This window comes from Anaerosolibacter carboniphilus (assembly GCF_014205875.1).
Taxonomy (GTDB): domain Bacteria; phylum Bacillota; class Clostridia; order Peptostreptococcales; family Thermotaleaceae; genus Anaerosolibacter; species Anaerosolibacter carboniphilus.
This window is the reverse complement of record NZ_JACHEN010000045.1, coordinates 1-22,077: the sequence shown is the minus strand read 5'-3', so window position 1 is coordinate 22,077 and position 22,077 is coordinate 1. Positions and strand designations below refer to the sequence as shown.

General features: G+C 39.7%; 25 protein-coding genes and 1 other annotated feature. Of the genes, 21 read left to right on the top strand and 4 right to left on the bottom strand.

What is annotated here, in order from left to right; translation table 11 throughout:
• The first annotated feature begins 38 nt into the window (after nucleotides 1-38).
• The 5 genes from HNQ80_RS23780 to rsmI all read left to right on the top strand — a co-directional run bounded on the left by HNQ80_RS23780 (nucleotide 39) and on the right by rsmI (nucleotide 3,391).
• Complete coding sequence (locus HNQ80_RS23780; protein WP_184313414.1) at nucleotides 39-209, top strand: 4Fe-4S binding protein; 171 nt, start codon at nucleotides 39-41, stop codon at nucleotides 207-209.
• Between the two features lie 99 nt (nucleotides 210-308).
• Nucleotides 309-1,010 carry a cytochrome c biogenesis CcdA family protein gene (locus HNQ80_RS23775; RefSeq protein WP_184313412.1) on the top strand — a complete coding sequence of 234 codons (702 nt, stop codon included), beginning with the start codon at nucleotides 309-311 and terminating at the stop codon, nucleotides 1,008-1,010.
• Between the two features lie 17 nt (nucleotides 1,011-1,027).
• Entirely contained in the window at nucleotides 1,028-1,684 is a 657-nt protein-coding gene (locus tag HNQ80_RS23770) for a TlpA family protein disulfide reductase (RefSeq protein ID WP_184313410.1), read from the top strand.
• A gap of 88 nt (nucleotides 1,685-1,772) precedes the next feature.
• The gene (locus HNQ80_RS23765) at nucleotides 1,773-2,540 is read left to right on the top strand and encodes a tRNA1(Val) (adenine(37)-N6)-methyltransferase (RefSeq protein ID WP_184313408.1); all 768 of its coding nucleotides are present in this window, start codon (nucleotides 1,773-1,775) and stop codon (nucleotides 2,538-2,540) included.
• On the top strand, nucleotides 2,540-3,391 hold the full coding sequence (rsmI, locus tag HNQ80_RS23760; RefSeq protein ID WP_184313406.1) for a 16S rRNA (cytidine(1402)-2'-O)-methyltransferase: 852 nt from the start codon (nucleotides 2,540-2,542) through the stop codon (nucleotides 3,389-3,391). The genes HNQ80_RS23765 and rsmI overlap by 1 nt, the downstream gene beginning before the upstream one ends.
• Before the next feature lie 54 nt (nucleotides 3,392-3,445).
• Here rsmI and HNQ80_RS23755 read toward each other — a convergent pair whose 3' ends face one another.
• Nucleotides 3,446-3,685 (bottom strand): AbrB/MazE/SpoVT family DNA-binding domain-containing protein, encoded by a 240-nt coding sequence (locus tag HNQ80_RS23755; RefSeq protein WP_184313404.1) that lies wholly within the window; start codon nucleotides 3,683-3,685, stop codon nucleotides 3,446-3,448.
• Nucleotides 3,686-4,140: 455 nt separating this feature from the next.
• Between HNQ80_RS23755 and HNQ80_RS23750 the strand changes: the two genes are divergently transcribed.
• A complete protein-coding gene (locus HNQ80_RS23750; RefSeq protein WP_184313402.1) occupies nucleotides 4,141-5,565 on the top strand; it encodes an HD domain-containing protein in 1,425 nt (474 codons plus the stop codon).
• A gap of 50 nt (nucleotides 5,566-5,615) precedes the next feature.
• Here HNQ80_RS23750 and HNQ80_RS23745 read toward each other — a convergent pair whose 3' ends face one another.
• Nucleotides 5,616-6,014, bottom strand: coding sequence for a hypothetical protein (locus tag HNQ80_RS23745; protein WP_184313401.1), 399 nt, complete (start codon nucleotides 6,012-6,014; stop codon nucleotides 5,616-5,618).
• A gap of 17 nt (nucleotides 6,015-6,031) precedes the next feature.
• The gene (locus HNQ80_RS23740; protein ID WP_184313399.1) at nucleotides 6,032-6,406 is read right to left on the bottom strand and encodes a YtxH domain-containing protein; all 375 of its coding nucleotides are present in this window, start codon (nucleotides 6,404-6,406) and stop codon (nucleotides 6,032-6,034) included.
• Nucleotides 6,407-6,591: 185 nt separating this feature from the next.
• Here HNQ80_RS23740 and HNQ80_RS23735 point away from each other — a divergent pair, with 185 nt between their 5' ends.
• The 14 genes from HNQ80_RS23735 to HNQ80_RS23670 all read left to right on the top strand — a co-directional run bounded on the left by HNQ80_RS23735 (nucleotide 6,592) and on the right by HNQ80_RS23670 (nucleotide 20,773).
• Nucleotides 6,592-7,164, top strand: coding sequence for an RNA polymerase sigma factor (locus HNQ80_RS23735; RefSeq protein WP_184313397.1), 573 nt, complete (start codon nucleotides 6,592-6,594; stop codon nucleotides 7,162-7,164).
• Nucleotides 7,146-7,601: an anti-sigma factor family protein gene (locus HNQ80_RS23730; RefSeq protein ID WP_184313395.1), complete on the top strand. Its 456-nt coding sequence runs from the start codon at nucleotides 7,146-7,148 to the stop codon at nucleotides 7,599-7,601. The genes HNQ80_RS23735 and HNQ80_RS23730 overlap by 19 nt, the downstream gene beginning before the upstream one ends.
• A gap of 3 nt (nucleotides 7,602-7,604) precedes the next feature.
• Complete coding sequence (locus HNQ80_RS23725) at nucleotides 7,605-8,261, top strand: B-box zinc finger protein (protein WP_184313393.1); 657 nt, start codon at nucleotides 7,605-7,607, stop codon at nucleotides 8,259-8,261.
• A 136-nt stretch (nucleotides 8,262-8,397) separates the two neighbouring features.
• Nucleotides 8,398-9,735, top strand: a complete 1,338-nt coding sequence (pepV, locus tag HNQ80_RS23720) for a dipeptidase PepV (RefSeq protein ID WP_184313391.1) — start codon at nucleotides 8,398-8,400, stop codon at nucleotides 9,733-9,735.
• Nucleotides 9,736-9,912: 177 nt separating this feature from the next.
• Complete coding sequence (locus tag HNQ80_RS23715; RefSeq protein WP_184313389.1) at nucleotides 9,913-10,485, top strand: nucleoside recognition domain-containing protein; 573 nt, start codon at nucleotides 9,913-9,915, stop codon at nucleotides 10,483-10,485.
• Nucleotides 10,486-10,489: 4 nt separating this feature from the next.
• A complete protein-coding gene (locus HNQ80_RS23710) occupies nucleotides 10,490-11,023 on the top strand; it encodes a spore maturation protein (protein WP_184313387.1) in 534 nt (177 codons plus the stop codon).
• A 96-nt stretch (nucleotides 11,024-11,119) separates the two neighbouring features.
• Nucleotides 11,120-11,362: a binding site (T-box leader), on the top strand.
• Between the two features lie 32 nt (nucleotides 11,363-11,394).
• Entirely contained in the window at nucleotides 11,395-11,724 is a 330-nt protein-coding gene (locus tag HNQ80_RS23705) for a hypothetical protein (RefSeq protein WP_207727176.1), read from the top strand.
• A gap of 1 nt (nucleotide 11,725) precedes the next feature.
• Nucleotides 11,726-13,666, top strand: a complete 1,941-nt coding sequence (gene metG / locus HNQ80_RS23700; RefSeq protein WP_184313383.1) for a methionine--tRNA ligase — start codon at nucleotides 11,726-11,728, stop codon at nucleotides 13,664-13,666.
• Between the two features lie 11 nt (nucleotides 13,667-13,677).
• Nucleotides 13,678-14,445: a TatD family hydrolase gene (locus HNQ80_RS23695; protein ID WP_184313381.1), complete on the top strand. Its 768-nt coding sequence runs from the start codon at nucleotides 13,678-13,680 to the stop codon at nucleotides 14,443-14,445.
• Nucleotides 14,446-15,040: 595 nt separating this feature from the next.
• Nucleotides 15,041-16,075 carry a 3D domain-containing protein gene (locus HNQ80_RS26365; protein ID WP_184313379.1) on the top strand — a complete coding sequence of 345 codons (1,035 nt, stop codon included), beginning with the start codon at nucleotides 15,041-15,043 and terminating at the stop codon, nucleotides 16,073-16,075.
• Nucleotides 16,076-16,190: 115 nt separating this feature from the next.
• On the top strand, nucleotides 16,191-16,721 hold the full coding sequence (rnmV, locus tag HNQ80_RS23685) for a ribonuclease M5 (protein WP_184313377.1): 531 nt from the start codon (nucleotides 16,191-16,193) through the stop codon (nucleotides 16,719-16,721).
• 16 nt (nucleotides 16,722-16,737) lie between these two features.
• Nucleotides 16,738-17,628 carry a 16S rRNA (adenine(1518)-N(6)/adenine(1519)-N(6))-dimethyltransferase RsmA gene (gene rsmA / locus HNQ80_RS23680; RefSeq protein ID WP_184313375.1) on the top strand — a complete coding sequence of 297 codons (891 nt, stop codon included), beginning with the start codon at nucleotides 16,738-16,740 and terminating at the stop codon, nucleotides 17,626-17,628.
• Between the two features lie 474 nt (nucleotides 17,629-18,102).
• Nucleotides 18,103-19,674, top strand: a complete 1,572-nt coding sequence (locus HNQ80_RS23675) for a DUF7922 domain-containing protein (protein ID WP_184313373.1) — start codon at nucleotides 18,103-18,105, stop codon at nucleotides 19,672-19,674.
• Between the two features lie 88 nt (nucleotides 19,675-19,762).
• Nucleotides 19,763-20,773 (top strand): M14 family zinc carboxypeptidase, encoded by a 1,011-nt coding sequence (locus tag HNQ80_RS23670; protein ID WP_184313371.1) that lies wholly within the window; start codon nucleotides 19,763-19,765, stop codon nucleotides 20,771-20,773.
• Nucleotides 20,774-20,803: 30 nt separating this feature from the next.
• Here HNQ80_RS23670 and HNQ80_RS23665 read toward each other — a convergent pair whose 3' ends face one another.
• Nucleotides 20,804-21,241, bottom strand: a complete 438-nt coding sequence (locus HNQ80_RS23665) for a rhodanese-like domain-containing protein (RefSeq protein WP_184313369.1) — start codon at nucleotides 21,239-21,241, stop codon at nucleotides 20,804-20,806.
• A gap of 320 nt (nucleotides 21,242-21,561) precedes the next feature.
• On the opposite strand from HNQ80_RS23665, the gene HNQ80_RS23660 reads away from it, so the two are divergent.
• Entirely contained in the window at nucleotides 21,562-21,945 is a 384-nt protein-coding gene (locus HNQ80_RS23660) for a hypothetical protein (RefSeq protein WP_184313367.1), read from the top strand.
• The last annotated feature ends 132 nt before the right edge of the window (nucleotides 21,946-22,077 follow it).

Here is a 22,077-nt window from a genome sequence, read left to right as displayed (position 1 = left end):
GTAGGTAAATAGCTACTGAGGAATGGAGGTGAACAGAAATGGCATATGTCATTACAGATGCATGTATCAGTTGTGGTGCGTGCGAACCAGAATGCCCAGTGGATGTAATCAGTGCAGGAGATGATAAATACGTAATTGATGCGGCCGGATGCATTGAATGCGGTGCTTGCGCCAATGTGTGTCCTGTGGACGCACCGATTCCAGAATAATTTTAGAATGACATGAGAAGACCCTGTAAGATGTTGAGGGTCTTTTTTTGTTGAAAATATAGTATAATGGAATAAAAGTAAAAGAAAGGGGGATTTGTGGTGGCTTCAAGCCAGATCTCGATTTTGATTGTATTCCTACAAGGCTTGGCCTCGTTTTTTACACCTTGCGTTTTACCACTGCTTCCGGTATATCTGAGTTATTTGGCCGGTGCATCTGTAGAAGAGATCGGAGAAAACCGAAGATTACATAGAAATACGGTATTAAATGCGTTAGGGTTTGTATTGGGGCTCTCCCTTGTTTTCGTCGTGCTAGGAGCTACAGCCAGTGCCCTAGGAAGGTTTATCTATACTTACGCAGAAGTAATTCGAAAAGCTAGTGGGGTTATCGTCATTATTTTTGGGTTGCATCATGCAGGCATCATCCATATTGGTTTTTTAGATCGAGAGAAAAGGATGGAACTACAGGATGCGTCACCAAAGTTTATGAATTCTTTTCTGTTAGGAACTACCTTCAGTTTTGGATGGACGCCATGTGTGGGGCCAGTATTGGCTTCTGTACTCATGATGGCCAGCAGTGAAAAAACGGTATTCGCTGGGGTAAAACTTTTAGGTGTATATTCCCTGGGTTTAGGGATTCCTTTCATCCTTGCAGCCTTGGCAGTAAACTATATGATCCATCACCTTCGAGCCCTATACAGATACTTTACCATCATCAAGATGGTCAGTGGTTTGCTACTGGTGATGATGGGTATATTGATATACACCAATTATTTATATAAATTATCGGCCATATTGTCATAACCAAAGGAGGAGAGGATATGAATCGGAAAGGTCTGATCATTGTAATCAGTATCATACTCATCGGTATTTTAGGAAGTGCAATTTACTTCAGATGGTTAAATCCTAAGAAAGAGGATCCGGGAAAGATCAGCATAGAGGAGCCTATGCCCGGGCAAGAAGAGACTCCAGCTCCTGGGGAGGAACAGATTAAAGAGAATGGCAATACAGGCGCAGAAGAAAATAGTGGTTCTGGCGTGTTTCCAGGGGATAAGGCCTATGACTTTACATTGGTGGATCGTGAAGGCAATGAGATTACCTTGTCTAGCTTAAAGGGGAAGGTGGTATTTATCAACTTCTGGACCACATGGTGCGGTTATTGTGTAACGGAAATGCCTCATATGCAGGAGGTATATGAAACCTATAAGGATAAAAAGGTTGTAGTTCTGGCAGTGAATGTACTGGCCGCTGAGAAGCCGGGGACGGAGATGACCAATGTAAACGACTTTGTAGATGAGAAAGGATTTACTTTCCCTGTCCTATTTGATGTGGATGGAGCAGTTTCAGTAAAATATAGGGTAAGAGCTTTCCCCACCACCTATATTTTAGACCAGGAAGGCACGATTGTTGAGGTTGTAACGGGTGCCATGGATAAGGATACCATGATGGAAAAGATTGAACATGCATTAAATCAATAGATATAAGAGGTACAGAGATCTGTACCTCTTATATATTGCAAGCCGAAGTGTTATAATAATAGGAAGAGTAAACTTAGGAGAGATGGATATGGAAGAGAAACTAGTAAAAGATGGAGAACGGGTTGACGACCTACAGTGCAAGGGTTTAAGATTGATCCAGAATCCAAAAGGATTTTGTTTTGGTGTAGATGCAGTGCTCCTGAGCAATTTCTGTGAAGTACGGAAGGGATGGCGTGTTATTGATCTGGGAACGGGGACAGGTATTATCCCAATTCTTTTAGCAGGTAAAACCAATGCCAAGGAGATCTTTGGCGTAGAGATTCAGGAAGAGGTAGCAGAGATGGCTTTTCGAAGTGTTCAGCTCAATCAGCTGGAAGGACGAGTTCATATTATCCATGAGGACTTGAACAAGATTATGGAACAATTGGAACCCTACTCCTTTGATGCGGTAACCTCCAATCCACCCTATATGAATGAAGGCGGAGGGCTTTTAAACCCAGATAGTATGAAGGCGATTTCCAGACATGAAGTGAAATGCACCCTGGAGGATGTCATCAGAACGGCAGCGAAGCTGTTAAAGGATCGAGGGCATTTCTATATGGTTCATAGGCCCCATCGGTTGGTGGATATTATTGATCTGTGCAGACAGTATAAGCTGGAACCTAAACGGCTTCGATTTGTGCATCCTAATAAAAATAAGAAGCCGAACATACTGTTGATCGAGGGTGTAAAGCATGGACGCCCTGAGTTGAAGTTCATGGACCCGTTGTATGTATATAATGAAGATGGTAGCTATACCGATGAAATTCATGAGATTTATGGAAGAGAACAGGTTATAGATGAGGAAGTGCGATGATGAGGGAAGGAAAAGGAAAGCTGTATATTTGTCCGACGCCTATTGGAAATTTAGAGGACATAACCTTAAGGGTATTGAGAGTGCTGCAGGAGGCAGATGTGATTGCAGCTGAAGATACTAGGCACTCTATTAAGCTTTTAAATCATTATGATATTCAAAAACCCCTTACTAGTTATCATGAACACAACAAAGGAGCAAAGGGAAATCATCTGATTGAAAAGCTAAAAGCTGGCGAGACCATCGCTTTGGTATCTGATGCAGGGATGCCGGGAATATCAGATCCGGGGGCAGATTTAATCAAGCTGTGTATTGAACATGATATGGAATTTGAAGTTTTACCTGGCGCTACGGCCTTCACCACTGCATTGGTAGCTTCAGGACTACCCACAAACCATTTTGCCTTTGAAGGGTTTTTAGATCGTGAGAAAAAGAATCGCAAAAAGAGACTGGAATTTCTTCAACGGGATGATAGAACCATGATCTTCTATGAAGCTCCCCATCGTCTAGTGGCTTCATTGAAGGATATCCATGAGATGTTAGGCAATCGAAATGCAGTAGCAGCTAGAGAGTTGACAAAGCGTCATGAGGAATATATTCGGGGGACGATAGAGGCGCTTATCACTCACTTTGAAGAGAAACCACCAAAGGGGGAATTTGTGATTTTGGTGGAGGGAATGTCCCAAGAGGCGATGAAGGCCATGGAAGAAGAGAAATGGGAGCAGCTTTCCATCAAAGATCATTTACATATGTATATAGATGCTGGAATGAACAAAAAGGAAGCGGTAAAGAAGGTAGCCAAGGAAAGAGGCTTAGGAAAAAGAGAGGTTTACGAGGAAAGCATTGATTTATAAATGTTGCAATACAATAAAATCCGTGTCCAAAGGGACACGGATTTTATAACATGATTATTCTGTAATTTCAGTTATACATGTAGGGCAGATGTTTTTTCCTTTGAAGTTTTTCACATCTTTTGCTTGGCCGCAGAAGATACAAGCTGGTTCGTATTTCTTTAAAATGATGTGAGCTCCGTCGACATAAATCTCCAAAGCATCTTTTTCTCCAATATTTAGAGTACGTCTTAATTCTATTGGAATTACAACTCTTCCGAGCTCATCAACCTTTCTTACTATACCTGTGGACTTCATGTTTTTCCTCCTCGTATTTACAAAATTCGACATAAATTGTATGTTTAAATCGTACCAGAATTTCCAATATAAGTCAACTGTATAAAATAATTTTTATAAACAATTTTTTAAAAAATTGATGCAAAGGTCTGAATAAATATCATGCTAATATATCATTATATAGGATTTTTAAAATGAATCAAGTAATGACAATTATTTAACATAAAAGGGAAAACGCTTGAAATAAATCAAAAAAAAGTAAATGAACCATGTAATTTTTATTACTTTTAATGGAAAGTTGTTATACTGCGAAGTATTTATATATTATAGCGATTATGGGCAGCCTAAAAATGAATTTAATGAAAAAAATACTGGGTATAAGATCTACAGGTAGAAGATCAACAAGATTGACAGAATAAGAGAAAAGCGTTTATGATGAATTAAAGGTTGTTTAATATATCGGAGGAGTGAAGGGGATGAATGCAATAAAAGAAAGCATTGCCCAAATTCGAATCCATACCAATTCGGATTTCTATATCGTAGGTGGTTTCATACGGGATTTTTTATTAAAGAGAGATTATAATGATATAGATTTGCTTTTATCAGAAGACGTCTTGGCAGTGGCAAAGGAATTTGCTTATGGTCAGGAAGGCAGCTTCATCATTTTGGATGAGTTAAATGATGCCGCTAGGGTGATTCTAAAGGATAAAAATCTGGCAATTGATTTTTCAAGAATGAGAGGAAAGGATATTCTTGACGATTTAATGACCAGGGAGTACACCATCAATGCCATGGCCCTAAAGGTAGGACAAGATGGGGATTTTCATTGGGATAACATCATTGATCCTACGAATGGGAAAAAAGATGTAGAGAATAAGTGGATTCGTATGATATCAGAAAAAACGTTTCAAGAGGATCCATTGAGGATGATTCGAGGGGTGCGTTTTGCAGCTCAGCTGGGTTTTGATATAGAAGATGCCACGGCCAGAGCCATCAAAAAGTATGCTGATCATTTGATGGAATCGACAGCTGAAAGAGTGTCTTATGAGTTGTTTCAAATATTAAAATGCAATCGCACCCACTATTATTTCAATATGATGGATAAACATCTTAATTTATTAAATAAAATATTTCCGGAGATTGAGCCCATGAAAGAGGTAGGTCAATGCAAATACCATGTGGTGGATGCATGGGCCCATTCTCTCTATACCTTGAATGTGGCGGAGAGCATTATTTATGCCAATGGATATTTTGAAAATCATTTAAGGGAAGCTTATGAGGATCATACCAAGAAGATCCTGTCCAATGGACATACAAGGATTCAGCTAATCAAACTGGCTACCTTATTTCATGATATTGGAAAACCATCGGCAAAACGGACAGATGAAACGGGAAGAATCAGATTTAAAGGTCATGAGCTTACAGGTATGGAGATTGCAGCAGATATTTCAGATCGATTAAAGCTCAGTAATAAGGAAAAGCAATTTCTATGCAAAATTGTAAAGGAGCACATGTGGCCTCTGACTTTATACAGAGAGAATGATGTAAGTGGTAGAGCGATCTATGATTTGTTCAAAAATTTTGGGGAAGATACTTTAGATGTATTATTGGTCTCTCTGGCTGATATAATTGCTACGCGAAAACTCCTTCACCCCCATGAGGAAATGGGTATGTATAAGGTGCATATAGAGTACCTGGCCAATAACTATCTGACCAGATTCAGAGGGTTGGTAGATCTCTCCCATGTATTGCAAGAAAATGAAGTAATGGAGTATTTTGATATCGAGGATGGAAAATTGGTAGGGCAAATCCTCGAGGAAGTGCGGAAGGCGATTTTCTTCGGGAAAATCCCGCCAGAAAAAGAACGAGCGATCCATTATGTGCAAGAAGAGGTTTTATAATGATATAAAAAACTCGCATGTTGTTATGGAAACCTGCGAGTTTTTACTGGTTAAAACCATCTTCTTTTTTTATGGAAGCCACTGAAAAAATCCTTGATGGACATAATCACTTGGATGACGCCCATGATACTGGAGATTATATCGGTATTCTCAGCCAATGTTCCAGCCGCAGCTTCTGTAGTGCCTAACAGATTATCAATGGTACCCTGAACTGCTTTCACATCATGGGAGAGGTCCTCGCTAATGCTTTCGATGTTTTCCGCAATAGCTGGGGCACGATCCATCACGCCTTTGATATTGGCTGCGTTATCTTCCACAATTTTGCGAAGTACCTTCATGGTATCATATAGGTTTTTCAGTACTAGGATTGCATACACCATGAGGGCCAACAGCGCTATACCTAGCAGGGCAATACCAAGATCTCCCAATCGAATCGCTGTATCTAACATATGTAATCACTCCAACGTTATTCAGATTTTTCTTCCGATACGATTGCAATCTCTTCTTCAATGACATCGGCGCATGCAGCCACGTCCTCACCAGGATTTTTACGAAGGTTACGGATCTTTCCTACCACATCACGGATATTCTCTTTTCTGCTTTTTAAAGTATTTCCAAGATTAGATTTTACCTCTTCAACATTTTTTTCAACGTTAGTCTTCAGTTCTGTAGCTCCATCTTGAATTTTCTTTCGTGTATTTTTGCCTGAATCAGGTGCCAAAAGTATGCCAGCAGTACTACCTAGAATACCACCAACCAATGTACCAAGGGCGACTCCTTTCGCCAGTTTTTTTTGCTGCTCCAGTTTTCTTTTTCGTTGTAAATTCCTCACCAATCTCATTTTAAATTCCCCTTTCTATTCTTAAAGTTTATTTGGACATTCATAGATTATCCATTTATTACCCACTTATCGAAATGTGAAACGGAAAAAATTTCTATCTGTTTTTAGGGAAAAATATTAAAATCATTGTAGGGTCTTGTTACTATTGTACGTCTAAATGAATGGATACGCAAGGAGGTGATACATTGACAGATGAAGAAATTGTGAAAAGAATCATTCAAGGTGATCATGAAATGTTTCCCCAGCTCATCGACCGCTACAAGGATAAGATTTTTGCTTTGGTTTATCGCTATACCAATGATTATGGGGAGGCTCAAGATATAGCGCAAGAAGTTTTTATCAAAATTTATAAGCAGATGCACACTTTCCGATTTCAGTCAAAGGTATCTACCTGGCTTTATAGAGTGGCAACAAATAGTTGCATTGATTGGAGCAGAAAGAGAAAAACAAAACAGGATACCACTTATCTTATCAATGAGGAGCTTGTGATGGATCAAGAGCGAGGACCTGAGCAATTGATGATTTTAAATGAACAGAGGGAGGCTGTAAGAGATGTAATCAACCGTCTTCCTGAAAACTATAAGCTGCTGATCATTATGTATCACTTTCAAAATATGAGGTATAAGGAAATCAGTGAAGTTTTGGACATGCCCATGAAAACCATAGAAACTGGTTTGTATCGGGCGAGGGCAATGATTAAGAAACAAATGGAAATCCACTATGGCGGAGGTGAACTTCTATGGAGTGCAAGAAAATAGCTAGAATGCTGGATCGTTATATTCGAAAAGAGTTAGATGAAACAGTAGAAAAGGAAATTGAGGAGCATATAGCCAACTGTCAGGCATGTAGTGAGGAGCTGAGAGCCCAGGAAGCAGTGCATCAGCTATTGGATTTTCCTGTGGAAATTAAGGCGCCCCCTGACTTTACCCTGACAGTCATGGCGAAGGTTCAGAAAATCCATAGAAAAGCAGGACCATCCCATATGCTCTATAGCGGTTGGGGGAGAAGTTTAGTTGCTGCGGGGATACTGATGACAGTTATTAATATGGCGGACATTTCTAAGCATTTTGATTATAATCGAATGCTTTACAAGACCAGTGCCATCCAAAAGAGCATTGTTTTTTCCATGGACGAGGTCAATCGTAATATTTCTAGGGTATTTAACAATATTGATATGAGAATATGGAGGGATTAAGAAATGAGTTGTCAATATCATAAGGATAGACAATCGGAATACATTTGCAGTGTATGTAGTCACCCTATCTGTGGAGATTGTATGACAGAGGTTCAGGGAAAGAAGGTTTGTCGCCACTGTATTGAGAAAAATTTATTTCAAGGGAAGAGAGGGGTAGGGGATTTCAGTAAGTTTTGGAGCCTCGTATTCTCTCTGGTCCCTGGCTGTGGGCAAATGTATATGGGACTCATGAATAGGGGTCTTCAGTTACTCTCAGCGTTTGTTGTGATTTTTGCTATTGGAGTTATGACAGAGGGTGTGATTATTTCTCTAAGTGTAATTGTCTGGTTTTATAGCTTTTTCGATAGTCTTAATACGAGGAAACGGCTGATGAGGGGGGATGCAGTGGAGGACAAAATCATCTATGATATAGATTTAGGCACTATCAACCATAAGTATGTGGGTATTGGACTGATCGCCTTGGGCGGAATCTCTGTATTTAAGAATCTATTACAATTTGTAGCCAATACGTTACATCGGATCTTCGGCAATAATTTTCCCACCTATTGGATCTATGATATCAATAGAAATCTTGTACCCATCGGACTGGTCGTTTTAGGTGTATATATGCTTCGTAGGGCAAAAAGAATAGAGAAACTTCAAGAAGATGAAATGGAATAAAGCAAACTCCCTTGGAAAAGTTCAAGGGAGTTTGTTTTGTTTATATAAAAATTTTTCAATGTTGTTTAAATTCTTTCAACTTTAGGGTATTATAAATAGTATTGGACTTTAGGCAGGTATATAAGGAGGAAATTACATGCAAGAAATTGACAAGAAAATAGATGAGTTAAAAGATGAAATGATTGAGAGCATTCAATCGCTGGTGCGAATAAAAAGTGTGGAGGATAGCCCTGTGGAGGGTATGCCTTTCGGAGAAGGTGTTGACCAGGCTTTAAGACACACGTTAGAAATAGCAGAGAATATGGGATTTCGTGTTAAATATGGAAATGGTTATTATGGATATGCAGAAATAGGCGAAGGTGAGGAAATGATCGGAATCCTAGGTCATGTGGATGTGGTACCTGAGGGGGATCTAAAGAGATGGTGTTATCCTCCTTATGGCGGGGAAATCCATGAAGGAAGGATATTTGGTAGGGGAGCGGTGGATGACAAGGGTCCTGTCATTGCTGCTCTCTATGCCATGAAAGCGGTACAGGAGTTGAGTTACCCTATTCGTAAGAGGGTGCGACTGATCGTAGGTGTAAATGAGGAAACGAGATGGGAGTGTATCAAAAAGTATAAGGAATTGGAGGAAACGCCCAGCTGTGGGTTTACTCCCGATAGTGATTATCCTCTGATCTTTGCAGAAAAAGGTTTGTTGCAGTTTCAATTGGTTTGTAACAAGGCTAGAAGGGTTTTTGTTTCTGGAGGTAATGCCTATAACAGTGTGCCTGATCATTGCACATACAATTTTCAAAACAATCCCAGAGTGATAAAGGTGCTAGAAGAGCTGCATTTTGATTATGAAAGAGATGGAGAGAACGTTACCGTTTTAGGAAAAGGGGCTCACTCTGCTAAGGCTTTCCTTGGAAAGAATGCCATTGCTAGATTATGTATCGCTTTAAAGCAGGCGGAAATTGAAACAGAGGCGATTGATTTTATTGCGGAAATGGTAGGCGAAGACTGCTATGCACAGAAGATCGTTGGTAATTGTGAAGATGAGCCATCAGGAAAACTAACCTTCAATGTGGCCAAGATTGATCTGAATGATGAGCAGCAGGTGATCGGTGTAGATATTCGTTTCCCCGTAACCAAAAGGAAAGAAGAAATCATCAAAATGATCCAAGCCGCTGCTGAAAAATATGATCTTGTTTATCAAGAGATCGATTATTTGCCACCCCTATATGTACCCAATGAGCATAAGCTGGTGCAGCAGTTGAGAAAGGTGTTTGAAGATGAAACGGGTCTAGATAGCACACCCATTGCAGCAGGCGGTGCAACCTATGCAAGAGCCTTTGAGAATTTTGTAGCCTTTGGACCTACATTCCCAGGAGGCGAAAAGTTAGCCCACCAAGCCGATGAGTATATAGAAATTGATACTTTAGTAAAAAGTTTAAAGATGTACACAAAAGCTATTGCAGAGCTGGCAAAATAAAAAAAAATGAAACCTGATTGATATCTCTCTTTATAGATATAAATCAGGTTTTTTTATCTATACTATAAAAACAGACTGCCTTGCAGCCGTTGATGGAGAACTAAGTTCCCTAGCGAAGCATACGTAGTATGCCTTTATCATATATTGTCATATAACTCGAGTTGGGGAGATGAGGATATGATGAATATCATTTGGTTTGTGATGGTCATAGGAGGTGTAGGAATCGCTCTGGTCAATGGGAAGGCAGACATTGTGAATCAGGTGGTGATTCAGCATAGTCAGGAGGCAGTAACTTTTGCCATTGGATTAACAGGAATTATGGCCGTTTGGTTGGGCCTCATGAATATTGCCGAAAAATCAGGACTCATTCAAAGCATGAGTAAAGCCATGGGACCATTTATACGGCTATTATTTCCGGAGATTCCTAAAAATCATCCTGCCATTAGTGCCATTGTGATGAATATGGTGGCCAATATGTTTGGCGCAGGAAATTCAGCGACAGCACTAGGATTAAAAGCCATGGAGGAACTCCAACAGCTAAATCCCCAAAAGGATCGGGCTACCAATAGCATGTGTATGTTTCTGGTTGTCAATATGTCTTCCATTCAGTTAATTCCACTGTCGGTATTGAAAATTCGAGCCGATGCAGGATCAGTAAATCCTACGGAAATCATCGGTGCCACTCTGATAGCTACCACAGTTTCTACCGTGGTGGGGATATTGGCCTGTAAAATGATGGAGGGGAAGTGATACCATGTTGACATTATTGAATATCGTGTCGGTGATGATTATCCCCATTTTGATTACCATGATTCTAGTTCATGGTTTTATAAAGAAAGTAAACATCTATGAGGCGTTTGTAGAAGGGGCAGGGGAAGGATTTAGAACAGCTATACGGATTATGCCCTATATGATTGCCATTTTTCTCGCCATTGGCATCTTTCGTGAATCTGGCGCATTAAGCTTATTTACGAGACTTTTATCTCCTATTACCAATTTATTGGGTATTCCCCAGGAGGCAGTACCCTTGGTGATCATGCGACCCATATCAGGAAGCGGTGCTTTGGGTATTGTAAGAGATATTATCCATACCTATGGAGCAGACTCCTTCGTCGGAAGGGTGGTATCCACCATGATGGGTTCGGCAGAGACGATTTTCTATACCATGGCGGTATATTTTGGCGCTGTAGCCATTCGAAATACCAGGCACACCTTGGGTGCTGCATTGATCTCCCATCTGGCAGCAGTCATCGCTTCTGTAGTAGTATGCAGCATATTATTTTTGTAAAATAATAATCCTTGCAAAGAAAATGAATTTATTGAAAAGACCTTGACAATTGATGCATATTTCTATACATTGAATATATACTAACTATATTACACATCAAAAGTAATGATGGGAAGAGTAGGCATGGGGAATTCGTCATAGAGAGCCAGGGAAGGTGAAAGCTGGTACGGAGGAAAATGCTGAAGATGGCCCCTGAACTGCATGACTGAGGTGAAAGCTAAGGTGGTGCCGGTGTTGCAGCCGTTATCTCTGCAGGGTGATGGATGTCACCTACTGAGTTTATTGTCGTGAGGCAGTAATAAACTAGGGTGGTAGCGCGAGTTAACCCTCGTCCCTATATGATGGGACGAGGGTTTTTATTTTTGAAAAAAATGGAAACAATAGCAGAAAATGCGGTTGCTTGGTTGAAGAGAGGTGATGCTGTGCGTGGGGAAAAACAGCTGGGGATGTCTTTACGATTTATTTATGGATATCTTAAGGGATTTATTGCAGTAGCAATTCTTTATGTTGTGGTAGCCCTAACCATTATTTTATTAGATCCAAAGGAGTTCTCTCTATTCGTCCTTCGATATGTTCAAACGGAGGAGTATAGTCAGCTAAAAGTCACTCTCTGGGGTCATGGATTGATGTTGTTATTTGGTTTATATGAGTTACTTTTATTAAAGGCAGAAAAAAGAAAGAAGAAAAGAAGGAGGGTATAACATGAGCAAAGGAACATATTACATTACAACACCCATTTATTATCCTAGCAGTAAGCTTCATATTGGCCATACCTATACGACGGTGGCTGCTGACGCAATGGCAAGATTTAAGCGAGCAACAGGCTATGATGTAAAGTTTTTAACTGGAACTGATGAACATGGACAGAAGCTGCAAAGAGCCGCAGAGGAAAAGGGATTAAAGCCAAAGGAATATATCGATGATATTGTGGAAGGAATCAAAAAACTGTGGGAAACAATGGAGATATCCTATGATATCTTTATCCGTACTACCGATGATTACCACAAGCGTAGAGTACAGGAGATCTTTAAAAAGCTTTATGAAAAGGGAGATATCTATAAGGGCGAGTATGAGGGATGGTATTGTACCCCTTGTGAGGCCTTTTGGACAGAGACTCAAGTAACTGAAGGCAAATGTCCTGATTGTGGAAGACCTGTGGAATTGACCAAGGAAGAGTCCTATTTCTTCAGATTGTCAAAATACCAAGATGCACTTTTAAAGCACTTTGAAGAAAACCCTGAGTTTTTAGAGCCTGCATCTAGAAAAAATGAAATGATTAACAACTTTTTAAAACCAGGCTTGGAAGATTTGTGCATCTCTAGAACCAGCTTTAACTGGGGTATACCAGTTCCGATTGATGAGAAACATGTGATTTATGTTTGGCTGGATGCACTGTCCAATTATATCACAGCCCTAGGTTATCCTGAGGAGCAAGAAGGTGACTATCAAAAATATTGGCCAGCCGATGTACATTTAGTAGGGAAGGAAATCGTAAGATTCCATACAATCATTTGGCCAGCTATGCTGATGGCGTTGGAGATTCCATTGCCGAAAAAGGTATTTGGCCATGGATGGATTCTTTTAGAGGGCGGTAAAATGTCTAAGTCCAAAGGAAATGTGGTAGACCCTGTGGTTTTATCAGAACGCTATGGTGTAGATGCGCTAAAGTATTTCTTGTTGAGAGAATATTCCTTTGGGCAAGATGGTATATTTACTAATGAAGTATTGTTAAATCGTATTAATTCTGATCTGGCCAATGACCTAGGAAACTTGGTGAGCAGAACGGTGGCTATGATTGATAAATATAATGGTGGTATCATTCCTGAACCAAAAGTAGATGGAGCATTTGATGAAGATTTGAAAAATATCGCGATCTCCGTGTCTACAAAACTAGAAGAAAAGATGAATAAGCTGGACTTTAGCAATGCGCTGGAGGAAATTTGGAAGTTGGTCCGCAGAACCAATAAGTATATCGATGAGACAGCACCATGGGTGTTGGCAAAAGATGATGCTAACAAAAATCGTTTGGATACGGTATTATACAATCTAGCAGATTGTATCCGAATTATTTCTGTATTGATCCAACCATTTATGCATTCAACCACACGGAAGATATGGGTTCAGTTAGGCATAGACCATGGTCAGGGAACAGAATGGAACGATACCTTCCATTTTGGAAAACTGCCTGCTGGCGTGAAGGTAAATAAGCAAGAAGCCCTATTCCCGAGAATCGATATTGCCAAGGAATTAGAGGCCTTGGTAGCAGCTAGTGGTGCTAAGGAAGAAGTACAGCCTAAGGAAGAAGAAAAACCATTAGAAATTAAGCCAGAAATTTTGTATGATGACTTTGCCAAGCTTGACCTAAGGGTGGGAGAGGTTTTAGAGTGTAAAAAGCATCCGAAGGCTGACAAACTTTTGGTTTTACAAGTGAAGCTTGGTAGTGAAACAAGACAGATTGTATCAGGTATTGCCCAGCATTTTAAACCAGAGGAGCTAGTCGGCAAAAAGGTGGTTGTGGTAGTGAATCTTAAGCCGGTCGTACTGCGGGGAGAAGAATCAAGAGGAATGATTTTATCGGCTGAGGCTGATGGAAGATTAAGTCTTGTGACGGCAGATGCTGAAAGCGGCGCAGAGGTAAGGTAAGGAGTGATGAAATGCTATTTGATTCCCATGCCCACTTGGATGGTGAGCGGTTTGATGTGGATCGAGATCAGGTGATTGCCCATGCCAAGGAAAACGGTGTAGGCTTAATTATGAATCCTGGCGCGGATTTACAGACGTCTATGCAGGCCATTGAGATGGCAACGAAATATGATATGGTATATGCGGCAGTAGGGACTCACCCCCATGATGCCAAGGATATGGATGACATTACGCTAGAGTTATATCGAGGGCTAGCAGCGAAGCCAAAGGTGAGAGCCATTGGGGAAATTGGTTTGGATTTTTATTATGATCATTCTCCCCGAGATGTGCAACGGCAGTGGTTTCGGAAGCAGATTCAATTGGCCAGAGAAGTAAGCTTGCCTATTATTATCCATGATCGTGATGCAAACGATGAGGTAATGCAGATATTAAAGGAGGAAAAGGCCTTTGATGCGGGCGTGGTAATGCATTGTTATTCGGGTAGTGCGGAGTTGGCCAGACAATATGTGAAGTTAGGTGCCTATATCTCTATTGCAGGACCAGTAACCTATAACAATGCACGAAAGACAGTGGAAGTCGTAGAGCGAATTCCTTTGGAACATTTGTTTATTGAAACCGATAGTCCCTATTTGACCCCTGTGCCTCATAGAGGAAAGCGGAATGAACCAGCTTTTGTCCGGTTTGTAGCTGAAAAAATTGCTGAGATTAAAAAGATCTCCTTTGAAGAAGTGGCAGAACAGACAACTGTAAATGCAAAGAAGTTTTTCAATATTAAATAAAGAAATAAAGGGCAGCCTTGTTGAACGAGGTTGCCCTTTATTTATATCTAGGAAATTATGGTTTTCAATTTTCTATATATGGGGTGTGCAGAGGGGATTGCCCTTTGCCGTATTTAGGAAGGTCCTCAGGAACCTGCATCGCAGGCGTTGAAGGAAACCTAGGGGTTTCCTAGCGATGACAAATTGCCGATAGGCAACTTTGTTCAGTATCGCATAAATTGTAGTATGCATATTTATGGACTAGAAAAGCATATAACAAAGTAGGGATAAAACGCAAGAGAAAAGACAAAGGAAGAAAATAGGGGAAGAGAAAGGAGAAATATAATATTTTTTGAAAATTTCCCAGGAAATATGGCGAAAATCTACTGGGGCAATAGCGAAATAGGGGATATTGTATACAGAAAATAGGACTGTTTCTAAAAAAACAACTATGATATAATACATCTATATTTTGGTAAAAATTGCGTATAACGTATGCCAATCCTGCAAACAATAGAAAATGAGTTATTTAAATTCACCAAAAATTTGACTTATGGAAAATTTTTGTGTAGAATACTATAGTTGCCCCGAAAAAGAAAGGGAGGTATAAAAACCTATGGAGACAAATTGGAAGAATATTAAGATTCTCGCTACCCAGAGAAATCTTATTATTCTTGGAATTGTGTTGATAATAGGGCTTTTTTCTATCAGCAGCGCATTGACAAAAGAGATTGTAATACAAGATGAAGATAAAAAAGTCGTAGTAAAAACAGCATTCGCAGATGTAAGCGGCGTATTGAAAAAGGGAAAAATTACTTTGGAGGATTATGACAAAGTATCGGTACCTTTAAACGCCAAAACAAAGGATGGAATGATTATTTCCATCAAAAGAGCCCGCCCGGTAACCGTTATTGCTGATGGTAAGGTTACCGAAGTCCAAACAGCCAATATGAAAGCAAAAGATATTCTTGCCGAGTATGACATCGTATTAGGGGAACAGGATAAAATAGAGCCTGACCTAGATGCGGAGATTGAGAAAAATGGAACGGTCACTGTTATTAGGGTGAATGAAAAAATTGTCACGGAGACAATACCGATTCCTTATGAAAGCATAATCAAGTATAATGACGATTTGGATAAGGGGAAGGTAAATCTTATTCAAAAAGGTCAAAACGGGGAAAAACAAGTAAGATATCGCATTGTGTTAGAAGACGGCAAAGAAATGTCCAAAGAAGTAAGTGAAGAAAAAGTACTCACTTCTGCAGTGGAAGAGATTGTTGAAAAGGGTACAGCCCAGTTTGTGGCAACATCCAGGGGCAATGTACGTTTCAAAAACATGATTACAATGTCTTCGACAGCATACGATGCAGGCTTTGAAAGTACTGGGAAAACTCCTGGTGACAAACATTATGGAATCACAAGAAGCGGTACAAAAGTAAGACCTGGTGTTGTGGCAGTGGATCCAAAAGTGATTCCTCTGGGATCAAAACTATATATAGAGTCCCTTGATGGATGGCCTGATTATGGATTTGCTGTGGCAGAGGATACAGGTGGTGCAATCAAGGGCAACAAAATTGATTTATTCTATGAGAGCGCCAGCACTGTAAAGAAATATGGTCGAAGAAAAGTAAAAGTGTATATTCTAAACTAATAAAGACAGGGAAGGAATTCCCTGTTCTTTTCATTGAGGAATACATAGAATTTACTTAGAGGTTACAATACTATACAATAGGAAGAGGCATATAAAATTTACCTGGAGGAAAGATATGATCAAGGAAGTAATCGTAGTAGAAGGAAGAGATGATGCCATCGCTGTGAAACGAGCGCTAAATGCAGAAGTGATTACGACTCATGGATTTGGTCTTACGGAAGAAACGCTGAAGCGCATTGAACTGGCCCAGCAGCGGAAGGGTGTCATTATATTTACAGACCCAGATCATGCAGGGGAAAAGATCCGTAAAAGAATATCCAGTCGAGTAAAGGGATGTAAGCATGCGTTTTTACCCCGGGAAGAGGCAACAAAAAAAGGAGATATTGGTATCGAGAATGCTTCTCCTGAGAGTATTTTGGCTGCCCTAGAAAAGGTGCGGACAGAATGTAATATATCAGGAAAGATCTTTACGAATCTGGATTTGATTCAGAATGACTTAGTGGGTTCTGAGGATGCCAGCGCAAGAAGAGATCGACTGGGTAAAGAATTGGGTATTGGTTATGCCAATGCAAAGCAGTTTTTAAATAGATTAAATCATTATGGCATTTCTAGGATAGAATTCGAAGAAGCCTTGAAAAAAATATAGTGAAGTAGGGGATTGCATGGAAAAATTAGTTTCACCGAAGATAACAAAAGAAATTGTAGAAAGATTTGGATTTAAATTTTCAAAAAGCTTGGGGCAAAACTTCTTAATTGATGAAAATATCTTATGCAAGATTGTGGATGGAGCAGAGGTGTCCAAGGAAGATGGAGTCATTGAAATTGGACCTGGTATAGGAACTCTGACTCAGTTCTTGGCAGAACGGGCAGGAAAAGTAGTGGCAGTTGAGATCGATAAAAAGTTGATTCCCATATTGGGAGAAACGCTAAAAGATGAAGCCAATGTAGAATTGATTCATCAGGATGTTCTCAAAACAGATTTACATAAACTTGTGGAAGAAAAATTTTCAGGGCAGTCGGTAAAAGTGATCGCCAATTTACCCTACTATGTAACCACACCCATTATTATGAAATTTTTGGAAGAGAAAGTGCCTGTCAGTACGATCGTGGTGATGATACAAAAAGAGGTGGCCGATCGTATGCAAGCGAAACCTGGAACGAAAGATTATGGTTCGTTGTCTGTTGCAGTTCAGTATTACTGCGATCCAAAGATCATTACCAAAGTGCCAAGGTCTGTATTTATTCCTCAACCAAATGTGGAATCTACGGTAATTCGATTAAGTGTATTAAAGGAGCCCAAGGTAAAGGTAAAGGATGAGGATTTAATGTTTGATATGGTGAGAGCTGCCTTTGGCAAGAGAAGAAAGACATTGTTGAATGCCTTAACCTCCAGTGGCTTGGGTTTTGAGAAGGAAGATATTAAGGAAATATTGAAAAAAAGCAATATTGATGAGGCTCGAAGAGGGGAAACTCTCTCCATTGAAGAATTTGCCGAATTGGCTGATTGTGCCTATCCATATAGGCATAAAGAACAAAAGCATTTCATGCTCTAAAATGAAAGGAAATGCTTTTGTTTTTCACAGGGAACTAATAGGTGCTTTGCACCCGGCCGCCTCACCGTCTCGGCGGCGCTCGTAGCACGGCATCACTTCTTCGTGATGCCACTCGCCCTATGACGCTTCGCTGTGACCCTCCAACTATTGGACATAAAAATCGCAAATTGCTCCGCAAATGCTCATGGCGCAATAGAGATTTTTTCGAGTAAGACTCTCAAAATCTCTATTGCTTAAATTAATCGAAGGATTAGATTCTCTGCAATGTAAGATATCTTTAAATAGTTTTATTTCATAAAGATAGTCTATGGGATGACCCCCTTTAAAAATCCCCCATATCTAGGAAATTGAAGACCATAATTCCTAGATATAAAATAAGTTTTGCGAAAGCAGGACTTATTTTTTTTGAAATGGTGAACTATTTCCCAGTTTGCACATATATTAATACAAATGAGTAAAAGGGGGGAGTGAGTCATGGACTATAACCGATATCGGAGATATTTCATAATTTTAGACAATGAAGAAAAAGGTTTCGATAATAAACAAGGGAAGAGTCCCAAGGGATATACAAAAATAGAGATAAAAAACGGCAAAGGTGTACTTAGTCATTATATACAAAATCTGAAATATTTTAAAAACGCGGAATACATCTACAGAGGATATTTGATTGGTACGAAGGATGGGCAAGAAACATTTGCAGATAATGGATCGTTTATCATTGATGAAAGTGGTAAGGGAGAGGTGACGTGGCGTTTTGATCCTGCCAATGTAGATGGAAAGGGAAACAGTATTGATGTATTTAATGTGATTGCTGTTGTGGCAGAGACTGAAGAAGGGCATTATCGAGGAGAAGTGGCGGCACCATTGGTGGGATTCATCAATAAAGAGCGGACAGATTGGAAGCATATCCTGGCAAGTCGTTGGAGCAGAAAGGAAAAAACGAAAGAAGAGAAGGAATTGGATGAGAAGTATGAGAAAAAGTATGAGCAAATCAAAGAAATTTTGAAGGATGTGCAAAAGGAAGAACCAGAAGAAAACATAGAGAAGGAAATGCCAGAAGAAATTATTGAAATTGTGGAAAGTGATGAAGCTAAGAAAGATAAAGAGGATGAATTGGAAATTGAGATCAATATTGTGCTAGAGGAAGTGCAAGAGGCTCCTGCGCCAGTAATCAAAGAAGAAAAGGTTGAAGAAATCATTGAGAAGAAGAAAGAAGAAGTGATTCCAGAAGTTGAGGAGAAGCAAGTTAGTCCTGAGGAAGAAGAACCAAAGAAAGAAGCAGCACCAAAGGAAGAGGCGCCAAAGGAAGAGGCGCCAAAGGAAGAGGCGCCAAAGGAAGAGGCGCCAAAGGAAGAGGCACCAAAGGAAGAGGCACCAAAGGAAGAGGCACCAAAGGAAGAAGCACCAAAGGAAGAGGCGCCAGAGAAAGAAGCACCAAAGGAAGAGACGCCAGAGAAAGAAGCACTAAAGGAAGAAAAAGTCCAAGCAAAATCTGAGGAAATTTATTATCAAGATGTAGACTATGATCCAATGAAATATTATCAGCAAAATCCAACCTATAATTACTATAATCACTACTTCAAAACGGTATGTGATTATGTGGATAATATCTTGAAGTATCATAAAAAGGTTGAGCCATTTGAGAAGAATATGGAAGGGTGCCATTGGTGGAAAGTAGACTATAATCAGCAGACACTATATAGAACCTTCCTACCTTTCTATGGATATATAAATAATATGTATGGTTATTATCCTCATATGAACTGTATGGCAGGGTATTCAGATCTGATGTATAGGTATCAGCACTACATTTTCGGTAAAAAGTGTGATGAGAAAGGGGAGCCTGCATATTATTTATATGGAATTCCTGGCAGATATTTGGCTAGTGAGCAGCCCTATGAGGGGATGACTGGTTTTGTTTATTGGCACCCCATCGAGGATCGAGAAGCCCAGAAAGGGGACTATGGCTACTGGATTCTTCATATTGATGCTAAGACAGGAAATATTGTAATGCCTTTAAAACCAACACCACCACCAGCGTATTAAAGATGATGGCACACCATTATGGTGTGTCTTCTTTATTCTAATAAAAACATGCTGTGAGTGCATATAATAGGCAGTAGAGGTGGTTTGTTTGAAAAGATGGATTGCATTTTCTATTGTCATCAGCTTACTGTTTTTAGAAGGTTGTACAGTATATAAAATTACTCAAAAGAAAGCATATAAAAATGAGATTGTTCATGCAGAATTAAATTATGACTATCAGCAACTCAAAGAAGATTTATTCAAGTTACAAGAAAGCTATCCAGGAAAGCTGCAGGTGGATACCATAGGCACTTCGATAGAAGGGAGAGAACTATATGTGGCCCGCATGGGAACTGGACCGAAGAAACTTGTGGTAATAGGGGGTGTCCATGCCAGGGAATGGATGACTACCTACCTATTAATGAGTTTGATTGAGTTATATTTAAAGCATGACCAAGAGGGAAAAAAATTAAAGGGATACCCCGTAAGACAGTTATTAGAGACAGTTTCAGTTAGTTTCATACCAATGGTAAATCCAGATGGGGTTGATTTGGTATTAAATGGTATTGGTGATAGAGATCGAAAGTTATTGATACGGATGAACGAGGGAGAAGAAAATTTTTCTAGATGGAAGGCCAATATAGCTGGTGTAGATCTCAATCGGCAGTTCCCAGCAGATTGGGAGGCGACAGACAGTAAAGAGGCACCTTCCTTTGAAAATTATAAAGGTATGCGACCCTTGGATCAACCTGAAAGCGAAGCTATCGCAAGGTTTACTCTTGGAGAGCAGCCAGAGATGACTATAGCCTATCATTTGAGTGGGTCTGTGATCTTCTGGTACTATAATCAAAAGGATGAACACTATAAAAGGGATCTGAAGATTGGAAAGAAAGTAGGTCGGATTACAGGCTACAAACTGATTGAGGAAGAGGATAGTGATGATATTGCTGCAGGATATAAGGACTGGTTTGTAAAAGTATTTGAAAGATCAGGATATACGATAGAAATTGGAGAACAGCGATATGATCAGATTGACGTAGATGCGATAGATCGATTTATTGGAGAAAACCAGGCAGTAATACCCTATTTAATGAAAGTAATCAGTAAGGCAAAAAAATGAGACTGGATCCCAGTCTCGTTTTACTATTCACTATTCGATATCATAGGGCCATTGGTCGATGCCGCCCTTTAGCATATAAATTCTAGAAAATCCATTGTTTCCTAAGTATTGAGCGGCCTTTGCGCTTTCTCGTTCATTTTCGCCGTAAAGCATATATACCTTTTCACGATCAAAATCAGATAGGCTTTTCTTCAATTCCCGATACGTCATGAGGGTGGCTTGGGGAAGATGTCCTTGGTCATATTCTTTTTCACTGCGAACATCTAATATAACCACATCTTGGTTTTTTTCTATGAGTACTTTCGCCTGCTCAGGAGAAATTTTTTTGTAGGCGTACTTTATGGTTTCTGAAAACGTTTCATCTGAACCTGACATTGTTACTAAAATTGCGATACCAATGATTACTGCCAGGAGTATACCTAGAGCCACATACAGGGTTCGTTTTTTAAAAATAAATACTTTTAACATGTAGATATCACCTCACTACCTTGTCTCGTAATAATAATATATTTGAGATTTAGGGGTTTTATTACTGAAATTTCATTTTATAGATATATAGGGAATTATGGTTACATAATTTCCTATATATGGGGTGTGCAGAGGGGATTCCCCTTTGCCGATTTAAGGAAGGTGCTCAGGCTGTCTAGCAGCCGTCGAAGGAAACCTAGGGTTTCCTAGTGAAAACAAATTGCCGATAGGCAACTTTGTTAATAGTTGACACCAATAGGAAGATTCTTCATATGATAAAAATAGGTAATAAACCTAGCTTAAATAAGGGGGGAATAAGTATGTATCCTTATTACGATTATCTAACCTATTGTGAAATAGAAGCAGAGAAAATGTATCCTGAAATCTATCATAGGGTGTATCCTCATATTTATCGAATCTGTGATAGAGAAGATCATCCCTATAATCCTATCATGCATCCGTTTCCTAAAAAGGAAGCAGTAGATAAGATGGTAGATGAGGTGTACGAGCAGATCAAAGACGATGAAATGTATCGCTCTCCAGACGGGCATTCACATGGTCCTCAAAATCTTTTGAGAGCACTGATTGGTGCTTTGTTGATTCGGGAACTCCTGGATAGAAGACGTTTTCCACGGAGAAGAAGACATGGATATTCAGGTCATTACTCAGAGTATCCAGGATACTTTCCAGGCTACTATTACTAAAAAATATGATTCAGTATTAACCAAAAGGGCTCTTAGGCCTTCTAGTGTTGCATTAAGTAAAATATTTAATCTTGACCAATTTAAAACCCTCAGATTGCATGGATTATTCCATGTGATATGGGGGTTTTAGGC